We start from the raw sequence: 18,133 nt of genomic DNA on the forward strand, positions 1-18,133 counted from the left end.
TCGCCGTCGGTCCCGCACTGTCCCGCGCCTCCCGCGCTCCCCGGCCGATCACACTCCCTGGCCGATCCGCTCCGACTCCATGTGGTCGAGGCGCCGCAGGATCACGCCCTCACGCAGCGCCCACGGGCAGATCTCGACCTTCTCGACGCCGAACAGGTCCATGGCGCCCTCGGCGACCAGGGCGCCGGCCAGGAGCTGGTTGGCGCGGCCCTCGGAGACGCCGGGCAGTTCGGAGCGCTGCGCGGTCGTCATGCCGGCCAGCCGCGGCACCCATGCCTCCAGGGACTCGCGCTTCAGCTCGCGCTGGACGTGGAGGCCCTCGGTGGAGCGGGCGGCGCCGGCGATGCGGGCGAGCTGCCGGAAGGTCTTCGAGGTGGCGACGACATGGTCCGGGGCGCCGAAGCGGCTGAACTCGCCCACCGTACGGGCGATCTGCGCGCGTGCGTGCCGTCGTAGCGCCCTTATGTCCTCGGGTTCCGGCGGATCGCCGGGCAGCCAGCCCGCGGTGAGCCGGCCGGCGCCCAGGGGCAGCGACACGGCGGCGTCCGGCTCCTCGTCCATGCCGTACGCGATCTCCAGGGAGCCGCCGCCGATGTCCAGGACCAGCAGTTTCCCGGCGGACCAGCCGAACCAGCGGCGGGCCGCGAGGAAGGTGAGACGGGCCTCCTCGGCGCCGCTGAGGACCTGGAGCCGCACCCCGGTCTCGGCGTGCACGCGCGCGAGGACGTCGTCGGCGTTGGTGGCCTCGCGCACGGCGGAGGTGGCGAACGGCAGCAGGTCCTCGACGCCCTTGTCCTCGGCGGCCTGGAGCGCCTCGTGCACGACACCGACCAGCCGGTCGACGCCGTCGGGGCCGATCGCGCCGTCGGGGTCGAGGAGTTGGGCGAGGCGCAGCTCGGCCTTGTGCGAGTGCGCGGGCAGCGGGCGCGCGCCGGGGTGCGCATCGACGACCAGCAGATGCACCGTGTTCGATCCCACGTCGAGGACACCGAGTCTCATGTAGGGAACGCTACTGCCCGCGGGGCCGTGCTCCGCCCCTGGTGCGGCGTGCGGGACGGTGCCGGGGACGGCCGTGGGCGACTTACCCTGGACACGTGCCAAAGACGAAAAAGGCGAAGGAAGAGAAGGCCGACAAAGCTCCCAAGTCGGCCAAGGGCCCCGCAAAGCCGTCGAAGCCGTCGAAGCGGCCCCCGGCTGGCGACGAGAAGGGCCTCGACTTCGCACGCGCGTGGGTGGAGTTCCCTGATCCGGCGGACGAGGAGCAGGTCTTCCGGTGCGATCTGACATGGCTGACCTCTCGGTGGAACTGCATCTTCGGCAGCGGCTGCCAGGGCATCCAGGCCGGCCGCGCGGACGACGGGTGCTGCTCGCTGGGTGCCCACTTCTCCGACGAGGACGACGAGAAGCGCGTCGCCGGGTACGTGGCACGTCTCACTCCGGACATCTGGCAGCACCACGACGAGGGCGCCCGGGGCGGCTGGGTCTCGGAGGACGAGGAGGGGTCGCGCCAGACCCGCCCGTTCAACGGCTCGTGCATCTTCCAGAACCGTCCGGGCTTCGCGGGCGGCGCGGGCTGCTCGCTGCACATCCTGGCCCTCAAGGAGGGCCGTGAGCCGCTGGAGACCAAGCCGGACGTGTGCTGGCAGCTTCCGGTGCGGCGCACCTTCGACTGGATCGAACGGCCCGACGACACGCGTGTGCTCCAGGTGTCGATCGGCGAGTACGACCGCCGCGGCTGGGGTCCGGGCGGCCACGACCTGCACTGGTGGTGCACCTCGGCGACCTCGGCGCACGGCGCGGGCGACCCGGTGTACGTGTCCTACCGGCCGGAGCTGACCGAGCTGATGGGCAAGGCGGGCTACGACCGGCTGGTCGAGCTGTGCGAGGAGCGGCTGGCCTCGCAGTTGCCGCTGCTGGCACCGCATCCGGCGGATCCGGTGGCGCCCGGGGAGCCCGGCCGTCCGTAGGGCCGGCCCGCGTATGCCGCCCGGGGGCCGGTCCCCCGCGCCTCGTGCTCCCATGCCCGTGGCCCGGGTGGCTCAGGAGGTCGCCGGGCCCGGGTCGCCGTCGCCGGTGGGCGGCGGGGACGAGCCCGGGTCGGTCGACGGCGGGTCGGAGGGGGTGGGCTCCGGGTCGGTCGTGGGCGGCGGGTCGCTGGGCGTGGGCGTCGGGGTGCCCGGGTCGGTGGGCGTCGGGTCGGGGTCCGGGTCCGGTGAGGACGCGGGCGGGCCGCCGGGGCCGGGACCGGGTCCGGTGCCGGGGTCGGAGGGGCCGGACGCGGTGCCGTAGCCGTCGATCGAGACGACCACGCCGGCCGGGGCGACCGCCACGCGCGCGTGCCAGGCGCCGGCGGGCTCGCGCAGTTGGTCGACGTGGACCTTGACCGTCACCGACTCGCCGGGCTTCAGGGTGCCGCTCGAACGGCTCAGGTAGAGCCAGCGGGCGCCCGTGGTGGCGGACCAGCGAATCGGTTCCTCGGCGTCCTTCGACGCGGTGAGGGTGATCAGGGTGGTGTCGCCGCTGGTGGCCGCCGTCACGCCGAGCAGGCTGCCGCTCTTGGTGCCGAGCCCGGTGACGCTGACGACCTCCACGGAGACGTCCGGGCCGTCGCCCTTGGAGAAGCCGCTGCCGGGGCGGGTGCTGGCGTTCCCGGCGTTCTCGTAGCCGCCGGCCGGATCGCCGTCCAGGCCGCCGGGACCCCGTGCCTCGCCCGCGGTGGCGGCGTGGCCGTCGGCGCCCTCGCCGGTCGGGGTGCCCCGGTAGGCGGCCCACAGCGCCAGCACGGGCGCGGCGACGACGGTGGCGACGACGGTGGTCGTGACGGCACGCGCGCGGAGCCGGTCGCGGCGGGCGGCGCGGTCCTTGGGGTCCATGGGGAAGCCGCGCCGGTCGTAGCGCGGGAGGGCCGCGCCCCGCGCGCGCGGGAGGTGCGCCAGGGCCCGGTGCAGCTCCGCGCGGGGCGCCTCCAGGACGGGCAGTTCGGCGGGGGTGATCCCGGCGCCGGGCCAGCGGCCGGGGACGGCTCGCTCGGCGGTCCTGCGGCAGCGCGGGCAGTCGTCGACGTGCCGGACGAGTTCGCGGCGCAGGGTGGCGCTGAGGACGAGCTGGTGCTCGCCGGTGAGCCGGGCCACGCCGGGGCAGCCGCCGGCCTCGACGACGGCGAGGGCCGCGCGCGTGCGCTCGACCTCGCAGGCGGCGGTGGCGAGCAGTTCGCGGGCCGCCGCGTGGTCCTTGCCGAGGACGGCGGCGATCTCGTGGGCGGCGAGGTGGTGGCGGACGGCGAGTTCGAGCGCCTCGCGCTGTTCCGGGGTGGTGCCGGCGGCCTCCGGCCAGGCCAGCAGGGAGAGTTCACGCCGCCGCCGCTGCTGGACGTCGTCCGGTACGGCGGGTTCGGCCGGGCCGGTGGCGCGGGTCGCCGCGTGCGTGCTCTGACGTTTCTGCTTGGCCTCGGTCAGCTTGCGCAGGCAGGCCCAGCGGGCCAGCGCGTACAGCCAGGCCCTGCGGTCGCCGGCGGCGTCCGGGACGCGCTGGCCGCGCCGCTCGGCGAGCGCGAGGACGTCGCCCAGGGCGGCGGTGGCCGCGTCGTGGTCGCACAGCACGGACAGGCAGTAGGTGAACAGCCCGTCGAGGTACGGCTCGTAGCGCGCGGGCGGACGTCGCGCCAGAGTGCGCGCCGCGCCGCGGTCGAGCGCCTCCCGGTGCGCCCGGTGTGCGCCGGTCGTGCGGGTCGAGGTCTCCGGACTGCTGCTCATCACCCGTGCGACCGTAGGCGGCCCGGAACGCGCTCCTCTTGTCCCTTGAGTCCTTTTAATCCGTACGGGTGAAACGATCCCTCAATAGGGGACATGGGAGGGGGGTCCCATGGCTCGTTCGTGACAGGACGTGGCCGGATCACCGGGGGCGCCCGCCGTTTCGCCCGGTGCGCCGGGGTGCCGGAGGACCGTTCGTCCACAGGCTCGTCCGGCTGTCGGTGGTGGCGGTTACGGTGTGGGGCATGGCTGCCCGTACGAAATCCACCAAGGACCGTCCGTCCTACCGCTGCACGGAATGCGGCTGGCAGACGGCCAAGTGGCTCGGCCGCTGCCCCGAGTGCCAGGCGTGGGGCACGATCGAGGAGTACGGCGGCGCGCCCGCGGTCCGTACGACGGCGCCGGGCCGTGTCACCACCTCCGCCGTCCCCATCGGTCAGGTCGACGGCCGGACGGCCACCGCGCGCGGCACCGGCGTGCCCGAGCTGGACCGTGTCCTGGGCGGCGGCCTGGTGCCGGGGGCGGTCGTGCTGCTGGCCGGCGAGCCCGGCGTCGGCAAGTCGACGCTCCTGCTGGACGTGGCGGCGAAGTCCGCGAGCGACGAGCACCGCACCCTCTATGTCACCGGCGAGGAGTCGGCGAGCCAGGTCCGGCTGCGCGCCGACCGCATCGGCGCCATCGACGACCACCTCTATCTCGCGGCCGAGACCGACCTGTCGGCCGTCCTCGGGCATCTCGACGCGGTGAAGCCGTCCCTGCTGATCCTGGACTCCGTGCAGACGGTCGCCTCGCCGGAGATCGACGGCGCCCCCGGCGGCATGGCCCAGGTCCGCGAGGTCGCCGGCGCCCTGATCCGCGCCTCCAAGGAGCGGGGCATGTCCACCCTCCTGGTGGGCCATGTCACCAAGGACGGCGCGATCGCCGGACCCCGCCTCCTCGAACACCTGGTGGACGTCGTCCTGCACTTCGAGGGCGACCGGCACGCGCGTCTGCGTCTGGTGCGCGGCGTGAAGAACCGCTACGGCGCGACCGACGAGGTCGGCTGCTTCGAACTGCACGACGAGGGCATCACGGGCCTCGCCGACCCGAGCGGACTCTTCCTGACCAGACGTGACGAACCGGTCCCGGGCACCTGTCTGACGGTCACCCTGGAGGGCCGGCGCCCGCTGGTCGCCGAGGTCCAGGCGCTCACCGTGGACTCGCAGATCCCGTCCCCGCGCCGCACGACCTCCGGTCTGGAGACGTCCCGGGTGTCGATGATGCTGGCCGTCCTGGAGCAGCGCGGCCGCATCAGCGCGCTCGGCAAGCGGGACATCTACTCGGCGACGGTCGGCGGGGTGCGCCTCTCGGAGCCCGCCGCGGACCTCGCGATCGCCCTCGCCCTCGCCTCCGCCGCCAGTGACACCCCGCTGCCCAAGAACCTCGTCGCGATCGGCGAAGTCGGCCTCGCGGGCGAGGTCAGACGGGTCACAGGCGTACAGCGCAGGCTCTCCGAGGCCCACCGTCTGGGCTTCACGCACGCGCTCGTGCCGGGCGACCCCGGCAAGGTCCCGGCCGGGATGAAGGTGCTGGAAGTCGCGGACATGGGAGAGGCCCTGCGGGTCCTGCCGCGCTCGCGTCGCCGAGACGCCCCACGGGAGGCGGAGGACCGCCGGTAGACTTTGCCCAGGTCTCGCCCGTCCGTACGAACCGAGTGCGCGAAACGGGAGCGCCTGAAGAACCTGCGACCGGAGGAGTGCAGTGGCAGCCAACGACCGGGCGGCAGCTCCCGGAAAGTCCGGCGGGAGTTCCGGTGCCGAGGGCCTGATGCGCGCCGCGCTGAGCGCGGTGGCTCCGGGTACGGCCCTGCGCGACGGCCTCGAGCGGGTTCTGCGCGGCAACACCGGCGGGCTCATCGTGCTCGGCTCCGACAAGACCGTCGAGACGATGTGCACGGGCGGTTTCGACCTGGACGTCGAGTTCACGGCCACGCGCCTGCGCGAGCTGTGCAAGCTCGACGGCGGCATCGTCGTCTCCTCCGACCTGTCGAAGATCCTGCGGGCCGGCGTCCAGCTCGTCCCGGACCCGACGATCCCCACCGAGGAGACCGGCACCCGGCACCGCACCGCGGACCGTGTGTCCAAGCAGGTCGCCTACCCGGTCGTCTCGGTCTCCCAGTCGATGCGCCTGATCGCCCTGTACGTCGACGGCCAGCGCCGCGTCCTGGAGGACTCGGCGGCGATCCTGTCCCGCGCGAACCAGGCCCTGGCGACCCTGGAGCGCTACAAGCTCCGCCTGGACGAGGTCGCGGGAACGTTGTCAGCGCTGGAGATCGAGGACCTGGTGACGGTCCGGGACGTCTCCGCGGTCGCGCAGCGGCTGGAGATGGTCCGCCGTATCGCCACCGAGATCGCCGAGTACGTGGTCGAACTGGGCACGGACGGACGGCTGCTCGCCCTCCAGCTCGACGAGCTGATCGCGGGCCTGGAGCCCGAGCGCGAGCTGGTCGTGCGGGACTACGTCCCCGAGCCGACCGCCAAGCGCTCCCGCACGGTCGACGAGGCACTGTTCGAACTGGACGCGCTCAGCCACGCCGAGCTGCTCGAACTGTCCACGGTGGCACGCGCGTTGGGCTACACCGGCTCCCCCGAGGCCCTCGACACCGCGGTGTCGCCGCGCGGCTTCCGCCTGCTGGCGAAGGTGCCGAGGCTGCCGGGCGCCATCATCGACCGTCTGGTGGAGCACTTCGGCGGCCTCCAGAAACTGCTCGCCGCCAGCGTCGACGACCTCCAGACGGTGGACGGCGTCGGCGAGGCCCGGGCGCGCAGCGTCCGCGAGGGGCTGTCGCGGCTGGCGGAGTCCTCGATCCTTGAGCGGTACGTCTAGCCGTACGAGCGGACGAGCCGCCTAGGTGGGTCGGCCCGCGGGTAGGACACGGCCCGCCGTGCGCCCGTGCTCACCACCGGGCGCCCCCTGCCGGGTCCGGCTCAGTCCTCCGCGAGCACGAAGGACGTCTGTGCCTTCGCGAACCCCGGCGTCCGCACCTCCACGAGGTAGGTGCCGGGACCGGCCGAACCGGCCGGAGGCGTGGCGCACTCGGCGGCGCTCGGCTTGCGGTTCCAGGTGACGGTGTAGGTGAAGGTGTCGCCGGCCACCACGCGGTACAGCCGGCTGCCGGAGTCGGCCGGGCAGTCGGCGGTGGACCAGTAGGGGTCGGTGCTGCCGGTCTTGGTGATCGTCAACACCGCCTTCTTCGGGCCGAGATCGACCTTGCAGTCGCTGCCGGACGAGTTCTTTGCGGTCAGCCGGAACGTCGGCGTCTGGCCGGGCGCGTACTCGTTGTTGACGCTGCGCAGGGACAACGTGACCACGCTGGCGGTGCAGTTGGGGAGGGTGGTGCCGGCCGGCAGGGTCGTGCCCGAGCCGATGCCGCCGCTGCCGCCCGTCCCGGTGCCGCCTCCGGCACCGCCGCCGTCACCGTTGCCGTTGGCGCCGTCGTCGGATCCGCCGCCGCCCGTGCCGGAGCCGCCGTCGCCCGAGCCGCCGCCGTCGGCGCCCTCGGTGGGCTCGTCGCGTCCGCCCGGCGCCTGGCTGATGGCGGGCCCGGAGCCGCTCGGTCCCGGAGTGATCGAGGACGCGGGATTCTTGCCGTTCGACCCCGTGGCGCCGTTGTCGCCGCCACCTCCGCCCGAGGTGACGACCCAGGTGATGAGCAGCGCCAACAGGGCGATCACAGACAGCAGTACAACCCTCCGTCGCCAGTAGATGGAGGAGGGGAGCGGCCCGATCGGATTGCGCAGAGATCCCACGGCGCAAACTGTACGAGAGATCGCCGCGTTCGCTGGCCCCACCCGCCGCCCGGAGTACAACTTTTCAGGATCATCATCCTGGATTCCCTGTCCACGCGCCCCACTTCACGCCCGCGCGCACCCCCGGCCGTTTGCGACGGCGCCCCTTGCAGCTCTGGCCATGACCACGGCACGCGCGCGTGGGGGCACCCTCGGGGCGGGACCCTGTCGAGTGGCGGTACGCACGCGTGCACCGTCCCGCATGGCAGGATCGGAAGGGCCATGACTGCTCCCACGAAGCCCCCGCACAACAGCCCCGCCGACGACGTCTCCGGAGCGGACCTGCACGCCCCCGTCATCGACTGGTTCGACGACCACGCCCGTGACCTGCCCTGGCGGCACCCGGAGGCGGGCGCGTGGGGCGTGATGGTCAGCGAGTTCATGCTCCAGCAGACCCCGGTCAGCCGGGTCCTGCCGGTCTACGAGCAGTGGCTCGCCCGCTGGCCGCGCCCCGCCGACCTGGCCGCGGACGCCCCGGGCGAGGCCGTCCGCGCGTGGGGGCGGCTCGGCTACCCCCGGCGCGCCCTGCGGCTGCACGGCGCCGCGGTGGCCATAACGGAGCGGCACGGCGGCGACGTGCCGTCGGACCACGGCCAGCTCCTGGCGCTGCCCGGCATCGGCGAGTACACGGCGGCGGCCGTCGCCTCCTTCGCCTACGGGCAGCGGCACGCCGTACTGGACACCAACGTCCGCCGGGTCTTCGCGCGGGCCGTCACGGGCGTGCGGTACCCGCCCAACGCCACCACGGCCGCCGAACGCCGGCTGGCCCGCGCCCTGCTCCCCGAGGACGAGGGGACCGCCGCGCGCTGGGCCGCCGCCTCGATGGAGCTGGGCGCGCTGGTGTGCACCGCGAAGAACGAGACGTGCGTGCGCTGCCCCATCGCCGGGCAGTGCGCCTGGCGGCTCGCGGGCAAGCCGGAGCACGACGGCCCGCCGCGCCGGGGCCAGACGTACGCCGGCACCGACCGGCAGGTGCGCGGCAAGCTGCTCGCCGTCCTCAGGGAGGCGCACGCGCCCGTGCCGCAGGAAGCCCTGGACCGGGTGTGGCACGAGCCGGTGCAGCGCGCCCGCGCCCTGGACGGCCTGGTCGCCGACGGTCTGGTGGAGCCGCTGCCGGGCGGGACGTACCGGCTGCCGCTGACCTGACGCATCTGACGCATCGCCATGTCACAGACGACGGACAGGCATCAGGCAGGCATCCGACAGGCCGGTGCGGGCAAACGCCGACTTAACCGGACAATTCAGCCCCTCCCTTTACCCAGAACTCATTTCCGTTACACAACCGACGGACAGCCGAGTGCTGGCCGCAGGCTGCTTCGGACAGCCCCGTGACAACCGCTCCGTAGCTTCGTTTGCGTGCCCACCGAGGGCACGAGGGCGACAGACCACGGCAGGAAAACCGGCGGACGACCGCACGCCGGCACGGGGAACACGGAGGGGTTGACCATGGCGCAGGGCGAGGTGCTCGAGTTCGAGGAGTACGTCCGCACCCGGCAGGACGCGCTGCTGCGCAGCGCCCGCCGGCTGGTCCCGGACCCGGTCGACGCACAGGACCTCCTCCAGACCGCCCTCGCCCGGACGTACGGCCGCTGGGAGGGCATCGCGGACAAGCGCCTCGCGGACGCCTATCTGCGCCGGGTCATGATCAACACCCGGACGGAGTGGTGGCGGGCCCGCAAGCTGGAGGAGGTCCCCACCGAGCAGCTCCCGGACGCCCGCGTGGAGGACTCCACCGAACAGCACGCCGACCGCGCCCTGCTGATGGACGCGATGAAGGTGCTCGCTCCCAAGCAGCGCAGTGTCGTCGTCCTGCGACACTGGGAGCAGATGTCCACGGAGGAGACGGCCGCCGCCCTCGGCATGTCGGCGGGTACGGTCAAGAGCACGCTGCACCGGGCGCTCGCCCGGCTCCGCGAGGAGCTGGAAACCCGCGATCTGGACGCACGCGCGCTGGAGCGTGAGGAGCGGGAGCGTTGCGCGGCGGCCTGACCCAGGCCGGGCCCCCACAGGCCCGAGGCACCTTCCAGGCGGCGATCACGGCGATATCCGTGCTCGCCGCCCTCGGCCTTTTCCTCGCCTCCTGCGGTACGGGCGGCACCGGCGCCCGTGACGAGGGGCCGGCCCACTCCGACACCCTGGAGGACGCCGTCCCGGCGGCCACGCCGTCGGGCGCGGCCCCCACCAACACCCTCGGCCGGGTGGACGCGGTACAGCTCGTCAGGGACGACCCCACGGTCTCGGCGGAGGTCAAGCACCAACTGACGCCCTGCGTCGGGGACGAGTACCCGGTCGACGTGTCGTACGGCGGACTGACCGGCGGCCCCGCGGACGACATCGTGGTCAACGTGCTCACGTGCAGCGACGCGGTCGGTATCGGCTCCTACGTGTACCGCGAGACGGACGGCCGGTACGAGAACGTGTTCCGGACCGAGGAGCCGCCGGTCTACGCCGAGATAGACCGGGGCGACCTGGTGGTGACCAAGCAGGTGTACGAGAAGGGCGACCCGGTCTCGAACCCCTCCGGGGAGAACGTGATCACGTACCGGTGGCGGTCGGACCGCTTCGTCAAGGCGTTTAGCTGGCACAACGACTACAGCGCGGCGGCGGGCGAGGACCTGTAGGCGGACGGCCGGGGCAGCCCACGAAAATAGTCCGCCGGATCGTGAACCGATCGGGCCGCTCGTTCCGATCAATGGATGAGGCGGGTGGGACGGGGCGGGCCAGGACGGGACCGAGCGCATGTCACGTCCCGGCGAATGAACGCACGGCACGGTCCACGCGTCCCCCCTAAGGACCGCCCCGACAGGCACACGACAGACTGACGACCCACAAGACGACCGGCAGACGGCACACCGATCACTAGGACTGAGAGCACCGGGATGGCAGACCAGACACACGTTCTGTTCGTCGAGGACGACGACGTCATCCGCGAGGCCACCCAGCTCGCCCTGGAGCGGGACGGCTTCGCGGTCACCGCGATGCCCGACGGCCTCTCCGGCCTGGAGGCGTTCCGGGCGGACCGCCCCGACATCGCCCTGCTGGACGTCATGGTGCCCGGCCTGGACGGCGTCAGCCTGTGCCGCCGCATCCGCGACGAGTCCACCGTGCCGGTGATCATGCTGTCCGCCCGCGCCGACTCCATCGACGTGGTGCTGGGCCTGGAGGCCGGGGCCGACGACTACGTGACCAAGCCGTTCGACGGCGCCGTCCTGGTCGCCCGGATCCGCGCCGTGCTGCGCCGCTTCGGGCACGCGGGCGGCGGCGACCGGAGCGAGGGGACCGCGCCCGACGGCGGTGTGCTGACCTTCGGCGATCTGGAGGTCGACACCGAGGGCATGGAGGTGCGCCGGGCCGGTCAGCCGGTGGCGCTCACCCCGACCGAGATGCGGCTGCTGCTGGAGTTCTCCTCCGCGCCGGGCACGGTCCTGTCCCGGGACAAGCTGCTCGAGCGGGTGTGGGACTACGGCTGGGGCGGAGACACCCGGGTCGTGGACGTCCATGTGCAGCGGCTGCGGACCAAGATCGGCCAGGACCGTATCGAGACGGTCCGCGGCTTCGGCTACAAGCTGAAGGCCTGAGCGGCGGGGGTATGCGGGGGATGTTCCGGCACCTGATTCCCGGCCGTCTGGAGCGCGCGGGTATCCGCACGGGCCTGCGGTGGAAGCTCAGCGCGGCGATCGCGCTGGTCGGCGCGCTGGTGGCGGTCGCGCTCAGCCTGGTCGTGCACAACGCCGCCCGGGTCTCCATGCTGGACAACGCCCGCGACCTCGCGGACGAGCGCGTCCAGATCGCCCAGCGCAACGTCGAGCAGAACGGCCGGCCCAACTTCCCCAAGATCCAGGTCGACGACCGTAATCTGCCGCCGGCCCTGCGGGAGAAGGTCGAGGAGGGCCGGCGGGCGACGTACGTCTCCGACGGCGAGGGCGGCCCGGACATCTGGGCGGCCGTGCCGCTCAAGGACGGGCGGATCCTCTCCCTGCACACCGGGTTCACCGACCGCAGCACCGACATCCTCAACGACCTCGACCAGGCCCTGGTGATCGGCTCCATCGCCGTCGTCCTCGGCGGCAGCGCGCTCGGCGTGCTCATCGGCGGGCACCTCTCGCGCCGACTGCGCAAGGCGGCGACCGCGGCCCACCAGGTCGCCAAGGGCGAGCCGGACGTCCGGGTGCGGGACGCGATCGGCGGGGTCGTGCGCGACGAGACCGACGACCTGGCGAGCGCGGTGGACGCCATGGCGGACGCCCTTCAGCAGCGGCTGGAGGCCGAGCGCCGGGTCACGGCCGACATCGCGCACGAGCTGCGCACCCCGGTGACCGGTCTGCTGACCGCCGCCGAGCTGCTGCCGCCGGGCCGGCCGACCGAACTGGTGCTGGACCGGGCGAAGGCCATGCGCACCCTGGTCGAGGACGTCCTGGAGGTGGCCCGTCTCGACGGCGCCTCGGAGCGCGCGGAACTCCAGGACCTTCTGCTGGGCGAGTTCGTCAGCCGGCGGGTGGCGGCCAAGGACCCCGCGGTCGAGGTGCGGGTGGTGCACGAGTCGATGGTCACCACCGACCCCCGCCGTCTGGAGCGCGTCCTGTTCAACCTGCTCGCCAACGCCGCCCGGCACGGCAGTTCGCCGATCCAGGTCACCGTCGAGGGCCGGGTGATCCGGGTCCGCGACCACGGCCCCGGCTTCCCCGAGGACCTGCTCACTGAGGGCCCCCTCCGCTTCCGCACCGGCAGCGCCGACCGCGCCGGCAAGGGCCACGGCCTCGGCCTGACCATCGCGGCGGGCCAGGCCCGGGTCCTCGGCGCCCGCCTGACCTTCCGCAACGTCCGCCCGGCCGGAGCCCCACCACACATACCCGCCGAGGGCGCGGTAGCGGTCCTATGGCTCCCCGAACACGCCCCGACGAACACGGGGAGCTACCCGATGATGCCGCTGTCCTGAGCCCAGGCCGTCGGTGGCCCGGCGGACGAGAGCACACGCTCCCCGTCCGGCCCGGCGGAGAGGGCGGAAGCCCCAGATCCGCTGCCGATAGCGCCACGCCGGGCCCGGGCGACCGGGCAGCCGAACACCCATCCCACCCCGGCGGACAGAGCGAAGGCCCCGGAGCCGTTGCCGACAGCACCACCGCGCTGGCGCCGGTGGCCGGCGGACGAGAGCGCGCGCTCCCATCCGGCCCGGCGGACAGGACGGAAGCCCCTGATCCGCACCCGATGGCGCCGCCGCCCTGACGCCGCCGCCGGTGGCCCGGCAACCCAAAGCGCACTCCCCACCCAGCCCACCGGACAGAGTGAAAGCCCCGCATCCGCACCCGACGGCACCACCGCGCTGACGCCGCCACCGGGGCCGACGACCTGAAGCGCACACCCCACCCAGCCCGCCGCACAGAGCGAAAGCCCCCATCCGCCCCCGACGGCACCACCGCCCTGACGCCGCCACCAGCCCCCGGGCGACCGGAACAGCCGCGAACACCCCACCGCCCCGCCGAACATGGCGAAGGCCCCGGATCCACCGGCGCAAGCCGGGGACCCGAGGCCACACTCCAGGTCGAGGATCAGACCGCCTAGGCCACCGGCGTGGCCGCAGCCTTCGCCCCGGCCTCGGCCTCGGCCGCGGTCTCGGCCCCGGCCTCGCTGGCGTCCTCGCCCGGCTTCTGCGGGCCGGCGCCCTTCAGCGGGACCTCCTTGACGAAGACCGACGCCACCAGCGCGCCCACCGCCACCACGGCGCCCAGCAGGAAGGCCGAGTGGGTGCCGGCCGACACCGCGTGCTGGTACGCCTCGCGGGCCGCCTCCGGCAGCTTGGCCAGGCTGGCCGCGTCGAGCTGCGCGGACTGCTCGGTGAGCTTCGAGCCCAGCGCACCGGCCCGCTCGGCCATGACGTCCTGGACGCGGTGGTTGAAGAGCGCGCCCATGATCGCGACGCCGAAGGAGGAACCGAGCGTACGGAACAGGGTGGTGGAGGAGGAGGCGACGCCCATGTCCTTCATCTCCACGCTGTTCTGCGCGACGAGCATGGTGATCTGCATCAGACAGCCCATGCCGAGACCGACGACGGCCATGAACACACCGGAGGTGAACCGGGAGGTGCCGGTGTCCATGGTCGACAGCAGATACAGGCCGACGACCATCAGCGCACTGCCGGCCACCGGAAAGACCTTGTACTTGCCGGTGTTCGTGGTGACGCGGCCCGCGACCATCGAGGTGACCAGCATGGCGCCGAGCATCGGCAGGAGCAGCAGACCGGAGTTGGTGGCGGAAGCCCCCTGCACCGACTGCTGGTAGAGCGGCAGGAACAGCGTCGCGCCGAACATCACGAAGCCGGCGATGAAGCCGATCAGGGACATCAGGGTGAAGTTTCGGCTGCGGAAGATGTGCAGCGGCACGATCGGCTCGGCGGCCCGGGTCTGCCAGAACACGAACCCGATGAGCGCGGCGACGCCGATGCCGATCAGCTCCATGATCCGCGCGGACGTCCAGGCGTACTCGGTGCCGCCCCAGGTGGTGACGAGGACGATCGAGGTGATGCCGACGGTGAGCAGGACGGCGCCCAGGTAGTCGATGCGGGCCTGCGAGCGCTTGCGCGGCAGGTGCAGGACGGCGCTGATCAGACCGAGGGAGACGATGCCGAGCGGCAGGTTGATGTAGAAGGACCAGCGCCAGCCCCAGTTGTCGGTGATGGTGCCGCCGACCAGCGGGCCGCCGATCATCGCCAGCGCCATGACGCCGGCCATCATGCCCTGGTACTTGCCGCGCTCCCGCGGCGGGATCAGGTCGCCGATGATCGCCATGACACCGACCATCAGACCGCCGGCGCCGAGGCCCTGGACCGCGCGGAAGCCGATCAGTTCGCCCATGTTCTGGGCCATGCCGCTGAGCATGGAGCCGATCAGGAAGATCACGATCGAGGACATGAAGGCGCCCTTGCGCCCGTACATGTCACCGATCTTGCCCCAGATGGGAGTGGAGGCGGCCGTGGCGAGGGTGTAGGCGGTGACGACCCACGAGAGGTGTTCGAGTCCGCCGAGTTCACCGACGATCGTCGGCATCGCGGTGCCGACGATCATGTTGTCGAGCATCGCGAGCATCATCGTGATCATGAGCGCGAGCAGCACGACCCGCACACTTCTCGGCTGCTTCTCCGGCTCGGTCTCCGCCGGTTGTACGTCCGCCATCCTCATCACTCCCCTGGGTACCGCTCCGGGCCACCTACTTACTTGCCGCCCGGCAAGTTGACTACACTGGGGAAGGTAGACCCGTCACTAGCCGGTCGTCAAGTAAGTTTCCGTGGGAGCCCGAGGAGTACGAGGATGGACGTCACCATGGACGGCACGAAGCAGCAGCGCCGCGGGAACACCCGCCAGCGCATCCAGGACGTCGCACTCGAACTCTTCGCCGAGCAGGGCTACGAGAAGACCTCACTGCGCGAGATCGCGGAGCGTCTGGACGTGACGAAGGCCGCCCTGTACTACCACTTCAAGACGAAGGAAGAGATCATCGTCAGCATCTTCCAGGATCTGACGAAGCCGATCGAGGAACTGATCGAGTGGGGCGAACAGCAGCCGCACACCCTGGAGACCAAGCACGAGATCGTACGGCGCTACAGCCAGATCCTCGCCGACGCGTCCCCGCTCTTCCGCTTCATGCAGGAGAACCAGGCCACCGTCCGCGAACTCCGGATCGGCGAGTCCTTCAAGGACCGGATGCGCGGGCTGCGGGACATCTTCATCGACCCCGACGCCCGCCTCACCGACCAGGTCCGCTGCGTGAGCGCCATCTTCACGCTGCACGCCGGGATGTTCCTGCTCCAGGACCTCGAAGGCGACCCCGAGGAGAAGCGTGCAGCCGTCCTCGAAGTCGCCGTCGATCTCGTGACCCAGGCCCACGAGGGCACCCTCCCGTCCTAGAGCGGCACCGCCGTGTCCGCCCCAGGGGATGCCCCCATGGGTCCTGCCGTGGTCACGGAGTGGGTCAGATGGACAGACCCTTGGCGCGCAGGAAGGCGGCCGGGTCGATCGCGGTGCCGTAGTTCGCGGACGTACGGATCTCGAAGTGCAGGTGCGGGCCACTGGAGTTGCCCGTGTTGCCCGACAGGGCTATGCGCTGGCCGGTCTTGACGACCTGACCGATCTTCACGTCGATGCGCGACAGGTGGGCGTACTGGGAGTACGTGCCGTTGCCGTGCTTGATGACGATGGCGTTGCCGTAGGCCGGGCCGTCACCGGCGCCGTTGCCGCCGGCCTTGACGACCGTGCCGCCGTGCGCGGCGACGACCTTGGTGCCGCTCGGAACGGCGAAGTCCTGGCCGCTGTGGGTCGACTGCCACATGGCACCGGCCTGGTGGAAGCTCGCGGACTTGGCGTACTTGGCGACCGGCTTGACCCAGCCCTTGGCCGCGACGGCCTTCTTGGCTGCGACGGGCGCCGCGGCGGGCGCGGCGGCGGACGCCACTCCGGCTCCCAGCACGACCGAGGCACCGACAGCGGCGGCGCCGACGGCCACGCGGGTGCGAAGCAGGGACGTACGGGAAGAACGGAACGTGACGCGCTTGAACATGAAGACCTCATGGGTTCGGGGACTGAGAAACCACCCGGCACACGGACGCCGCCGGATGGCCATCCCTTGGTAACCCGCCTCCCGCCGCACCCCCAAACGTGTGATCTACGACGGAAGCTAGTACTTCAGATCAAAACTCCACACTCCTTGACAGAGGCCCTCAAGGCCGCAATTTGGACACCTGGCACGCCGTAGACACAGGGGCACGTCACACCCCTGGGGTGTATGTCCGTTTTTGCCCAAATAGCTTGATCCACTATGCGCCCTAGTACCCCTCGGGCGGCCTGTGCCGCTTGTCACCGGCCCCCGCCCATAAGGGACTTCGGGATGTGACGGGGGCTACTCCCCTGCCCCTTGGGGGACTTGTGACCCCGGTCACCTCGCGTGCACGGGTCTGTGATGGGCCTCTCAGCACCCTCTACCGTCCAGTAACCCACTGGTTCCCGCCAGTAACCCGTTGGTCCCCCTCAGGCCACCCCCACCGATCAGCATGCTCACGACACCCCGGCATGCAAGGACGCGAGAGGACCCCCACCCATGACCAGAGACACCTGGACACGCCGTATCGCCCTGACCGCGGCGGCCACCGCCGCCGTCACCGCGATGGCCGTCCCGGCCGGCGCCCAGGCCGCTCCGGCCGCCGGCACCCCCACCGTCGCCACCGCCTCCGTGACCGCCGCCACCGCGGACGTCGACTACGCCACCTGGCAGGCCGACGTGCGGGCCGTGATGGACCAGGCGCGGCCGTACCTCGAACAGCGCATCGCCACGACCAAGCCGGGCGAGAAGAAGGCGATCGTCTTCGACATCGACAACACGACCCTGGAGACCGACTTCGGCTTCAGCTACCCGCAGCCGGCCAACAAGCCGGTGCTCGACATCGCCAAGTACGCCCAGGACCGCGGCGTCGCGCTGTTCTTCGTCACCGCCCGCCCGGACATCCTGTCCTGGGTGACCGACTACAACCTCAAGACCGTCGGCTACAAGGTCGACGGGCTCTACGTCCGGGGCTTCCTGGACCTCTTCAAGGACGTCGCCGCCTACAAGACCGCCCAGCGCGTCGACATCGAGAAGAAGGGCTACACGATCATCGCGAACATCGGCAACAGCGCCACCGACCTCTCGGGCGGCCACGCCGAGAAGACGTACAAGCTGCCGGACTACGACGGTCAGCTCTCGTAGCTCTCGTACATCTCGTAGCCGGCAAGGCCCGGCACGGCGCCCCGAGGGCCGTCAGGGCATGCGAAAGGGGCCGGTGCTCGAAAGCACCGGCCCCTTTCCGTGACGACGCGCGGTGGCGTCGCCGTGAGGCTTACGCCTCCTTGCTCAGGTTCGGCCCGGCACCGCCGGCCGCCTGCTCGATCGGCGGGACGTCGGGCAGCGCCGACTTCTCCTCACCGCGGAAGGTGAAGGTCTGGGTCTCGCCCTCGCCCTCGGTGTCCACGACCACGATGTGACCGGGGCGCAGCTCGCCGAAGAGGATCTTCTCCGAGAGCGTGTCCTCGATCTCGCGCTGGATCGTGCGACGCAGCGGACGCGCGCCCAGCACCGGGTCGTAGCCCTTCTTGGACAGCAGCTCCTTGGCGGACTGGGACAGCTCGATGCCCATGTCCCGGTCCTTGAGGCGCTCGTCGACCTTGCCGATCATCAGGTCGACGATCCGCAGGATGTCGGCCTGGGTGAGCTGCGGGAAGACGACCACGTCGTCGACGCGGTTGAGGAACTCGGGGCGGAAGTGCTGCTTCAGCTCGTCCGACACCTTGTTCTTCATGCGCTCGTAGTTGGTCTTCGAGTCGCCCGAGGCCGCGAAGCCCAGGTTGAAGCCCTTGGAGATGTCCCGGGTGCCGAGGTTGGTCGTCATGATGATGACCGTGTTCTTGAAGTCCACGACCCGGCCCTGGGAGTCGGTCAGACGACCGTCCTCCAGGATCTGGAGCAGGCTGTTGAAGATGTCCGGGTGGGCCTTCTCGACCTCGTCGAAGAGGACGACGGAGAACGGCTTGCGGCGCA

General features: G+C 71.8%; 16 protein-coding genes. 10 read left to right on the forward strand and 6 right to left on the reverse strand.

Features of this window, described 5'->3' with window-relative positions:
• Positions 1–48 precede the first annotated feature (48 nt).
• Complete coding sequence (locus tag G6W55_RS31630; protein ID WP_175524143.1) at positions 49–999, reverse strand: Ppx/GppA phosphatase family protein; 951 nt, start codon at positions 997–999, stop codon at positions 49–51.
• Positions 1,000–1,094: 95 nt separating this feature from the next.
• Here G6W55_RS31630 and G6W55_RS31635 point away from each other — a divergent pair, with 95 nt between their 5' ends.
• Positions 1,095–1,967, forward strand: a complete 873-nt coding sequence (locus G6W55_RS31635) for a hypothetical protein (RefSeq protein WP_175524144.1) — start codon at positions 1,095–1,097, stop codon at positions 1,965–1,967.
• A 72-nt stretch (positions 1,968–2,039) separates the two neighbouring features.
• Here the strand turns inward: G6W55_RS31635 and G6W55_RS31640 are convergent, their stop codons facing one another.
• Positions 2,040–3,752 (reverse strand): hypothetical protein, encoded by a 1,713-nt coding sequence (locus G6W55_RS31640; protein ID WP_217687633.1) that lies wholly within the window; start codon positions 3,750–3,752, stop codon positions 2,040–2,042.
• A 242-nt stretch (positions 3,753–3,994) separates the two neighbouring features.
• Between G6W55_RS31640 and radA the strand changes: the two genes are divergently transcribed.
• Both radA and disA read left to right on the forward strand, forming a co-directional pair.
• Positions 3,995–5,407: a DNA repair protein RadA gene (radA, locus tag G6W55_RS31645; RefSeq protein ID WP_175524146.1), complete on the forward strand. Its 1,413-nt coding sequence runs from the start codon at positions 3,995–3,997 to the stop codon at positions 5,405–5,407.
• An 82-nt stretch (positions 5,408–5,489) separates the two neighbouring features.
• Positions 5,490–6,614: a DNA integrity scanning diadenylate cyclase DisA gene (gene disA / locus G6W55_RS31650; RefSeq protein WP_175524147.1), complete on the forward strand. Its 1,125-nt coding sequence runs from the start codon at positions 5,490–5,492 to the stop codon at positions 6,612–6,614.
• A 101-nt stretch (positions 6,615–6,715) separates the two neighbouring features.
• Here disA and G6W55_RS31655 read toward each other — a convergent pair whose 3' ends face one another.
• Entirely contained in the window at positions 6,716–7,537 is an 822-nt protein-coding gene (locus G6W55_RS31655) for a hypothetical protein (RefSeq protein WP_175524148.1), read from the reverse strand.
• Positions 7,538–7,798: 261 nt separating this feature from the next.
• On the opposite strand from G6W55_RS31655, the gene G6W55_RS31660 reads away from it, so the two are divergent.
• The 5 genes from G6W55_RS31660 (at position 7,799) to cseC (ending at position 12,512) form a co-directional block, all read left to right on the forward strand.
• Positions 7,799–8,722, forward strand: a complete 924-nt coding sequence (locus G6W55_RS31660) for an A/G-specific adenine glycosylase (RefSeq protein ID WP_175524149.1) — start codon at positions 7,799–7,801, stop codon at positions 8,720–8,722.
• Between the two features lie 300 nt (positions 8,723–9,022).
• Positions 9,023–9,565: a SigE family RNA polymerase sigma factor gene (locus tag G6W55_RS31665; protein ID WP_030796094.1), complete on the forward strand. Its 543-nt coding sequence runs from the start codon at positions 9,023–9,025 to the stop codon at positions 9,563–9,565.
• Complete coding sequence (locus G6W55_RS31670) at positions 9,550–10,197, forward strand: hypothetical protein (protein WP_175524150.1); 648 nt, start codon at positions 9,550–9,552, stop codon at positions 10,195–10,197. Before G6W55_RS31665 ends, G6W55_RS31670 begins: the two co-directional genes overlap by 16 nt.
• A 258-nt stretch (positions 10,198–10,455) precedes the next feature.
• Complete coding sequence (gene cseB, locus G6W55_RS31675; protein WP_175524151.1) at positions 10,456–11,154, forward strand: two-component system response regulator CseB; 699 nt, start codon at positions 10,456–10,458, stop codon at positions 11,152–11,154.
• Positions 11,043–12,512 (forward strand): two-component system sensor histidine kinase CseC, encoded by a 1,470-nt coding sequence (gene cseC / locus G6W55_RS31680; protein ID WP_375372492.1) that lies wholly within the window; start codon positions 11,043–11,045, stop codon positions 12,510–12,512. The genes cseB and cseC overlap by 112 nt, the downstream gene beginning before the upstream one ends.
• Before the next feature lie 619 nt (positions 12,513–13,131).
• Here cseC and G6W55_RS31685 read toward each other — a convergent pair.
• Positions 13,132–14,742, reverse strand: a complete 1,611-nt coding sequence (locus G6W55_RS31685) for an MDR family MFS transporter (protein ID WP_254876516.1) — start codon at positions 14,740–14,742, stop codon at positions 13,132–13,134.
• Between the two features lie 135 nt (positions 14,743–14,877).
• Here G6W55_RS31685 and G6W55_RS31690 point away from each other — a divergent pair, with 135 nt between their 5' ends.
• Positions 14,878–15,474 (forward strand): TetR/AcrR family transcriptional regulator, encoded by a 597-nt coding sequence (locus G6W55_RS31690; RefSeq protein ID WP_175524153.1) that lies wholly within the window; start codon positions 14,878–14,880, stop codon positions 15,472–15,474.
• A 64-nt stretch (positions 15,475–15,538) separates the two neighbouring features.
• Here G6W55_RS31690 and G6W55_RS31695 read toward each other — a convergent pair whose 3' ends face one another.
• Positions 15,539–16,123 carry a M23 family metallopeptidase gene (locus G6W55_RS31695; protein ID WP_175524154.1) on the reverse strand — a complete coding sequence of 195 codons (585 nt, stop codon included), beginning with the start codon at positions 16,121–16,123 and terminating at the stop codon, positions 15,539–15,541.
• A gap of 537 nt (positions 16,124–16,660) precedes the next feature.
• Between G6W55_RS31695 and G6W55_RS31700 the strand changes: the two genes are divergently transcribed.
• The gene (locus tag G6W55_RS31700) at positions 16,661–17,305 is read left to right on the forward strand and encodes an HAD family acid phosphatase (protein WP_175524155.1); all 645 of its coding nucleotides are present in this window, start codon (positions 16,661–16,663) and stop codon (positions 17,303–17,305) included.
• 130 nt (positions 17,306–17,435) lie between these two features.
• Here the strand turns inward: G6W55_RS31700 and G6W55_RS31705 are convergent.
• The coding region (locus G6W55_RS31705; protein WP_175524156.1) for an AAA family ATPase at positions 17,436–18,133 on the reverse strand (698 nt) is incomplete at its 5' end.

Source organism: Streptomyces sp. CAI-85 (assembly GCF_013363615.1).
Classification (GTDB): domain Bacteria; phylum Actinomycetota; class Actinomycetes; order Streptomycetales; family Streptomycetaceae; genus Streptomyces; species Streptomyces antibioticus_B.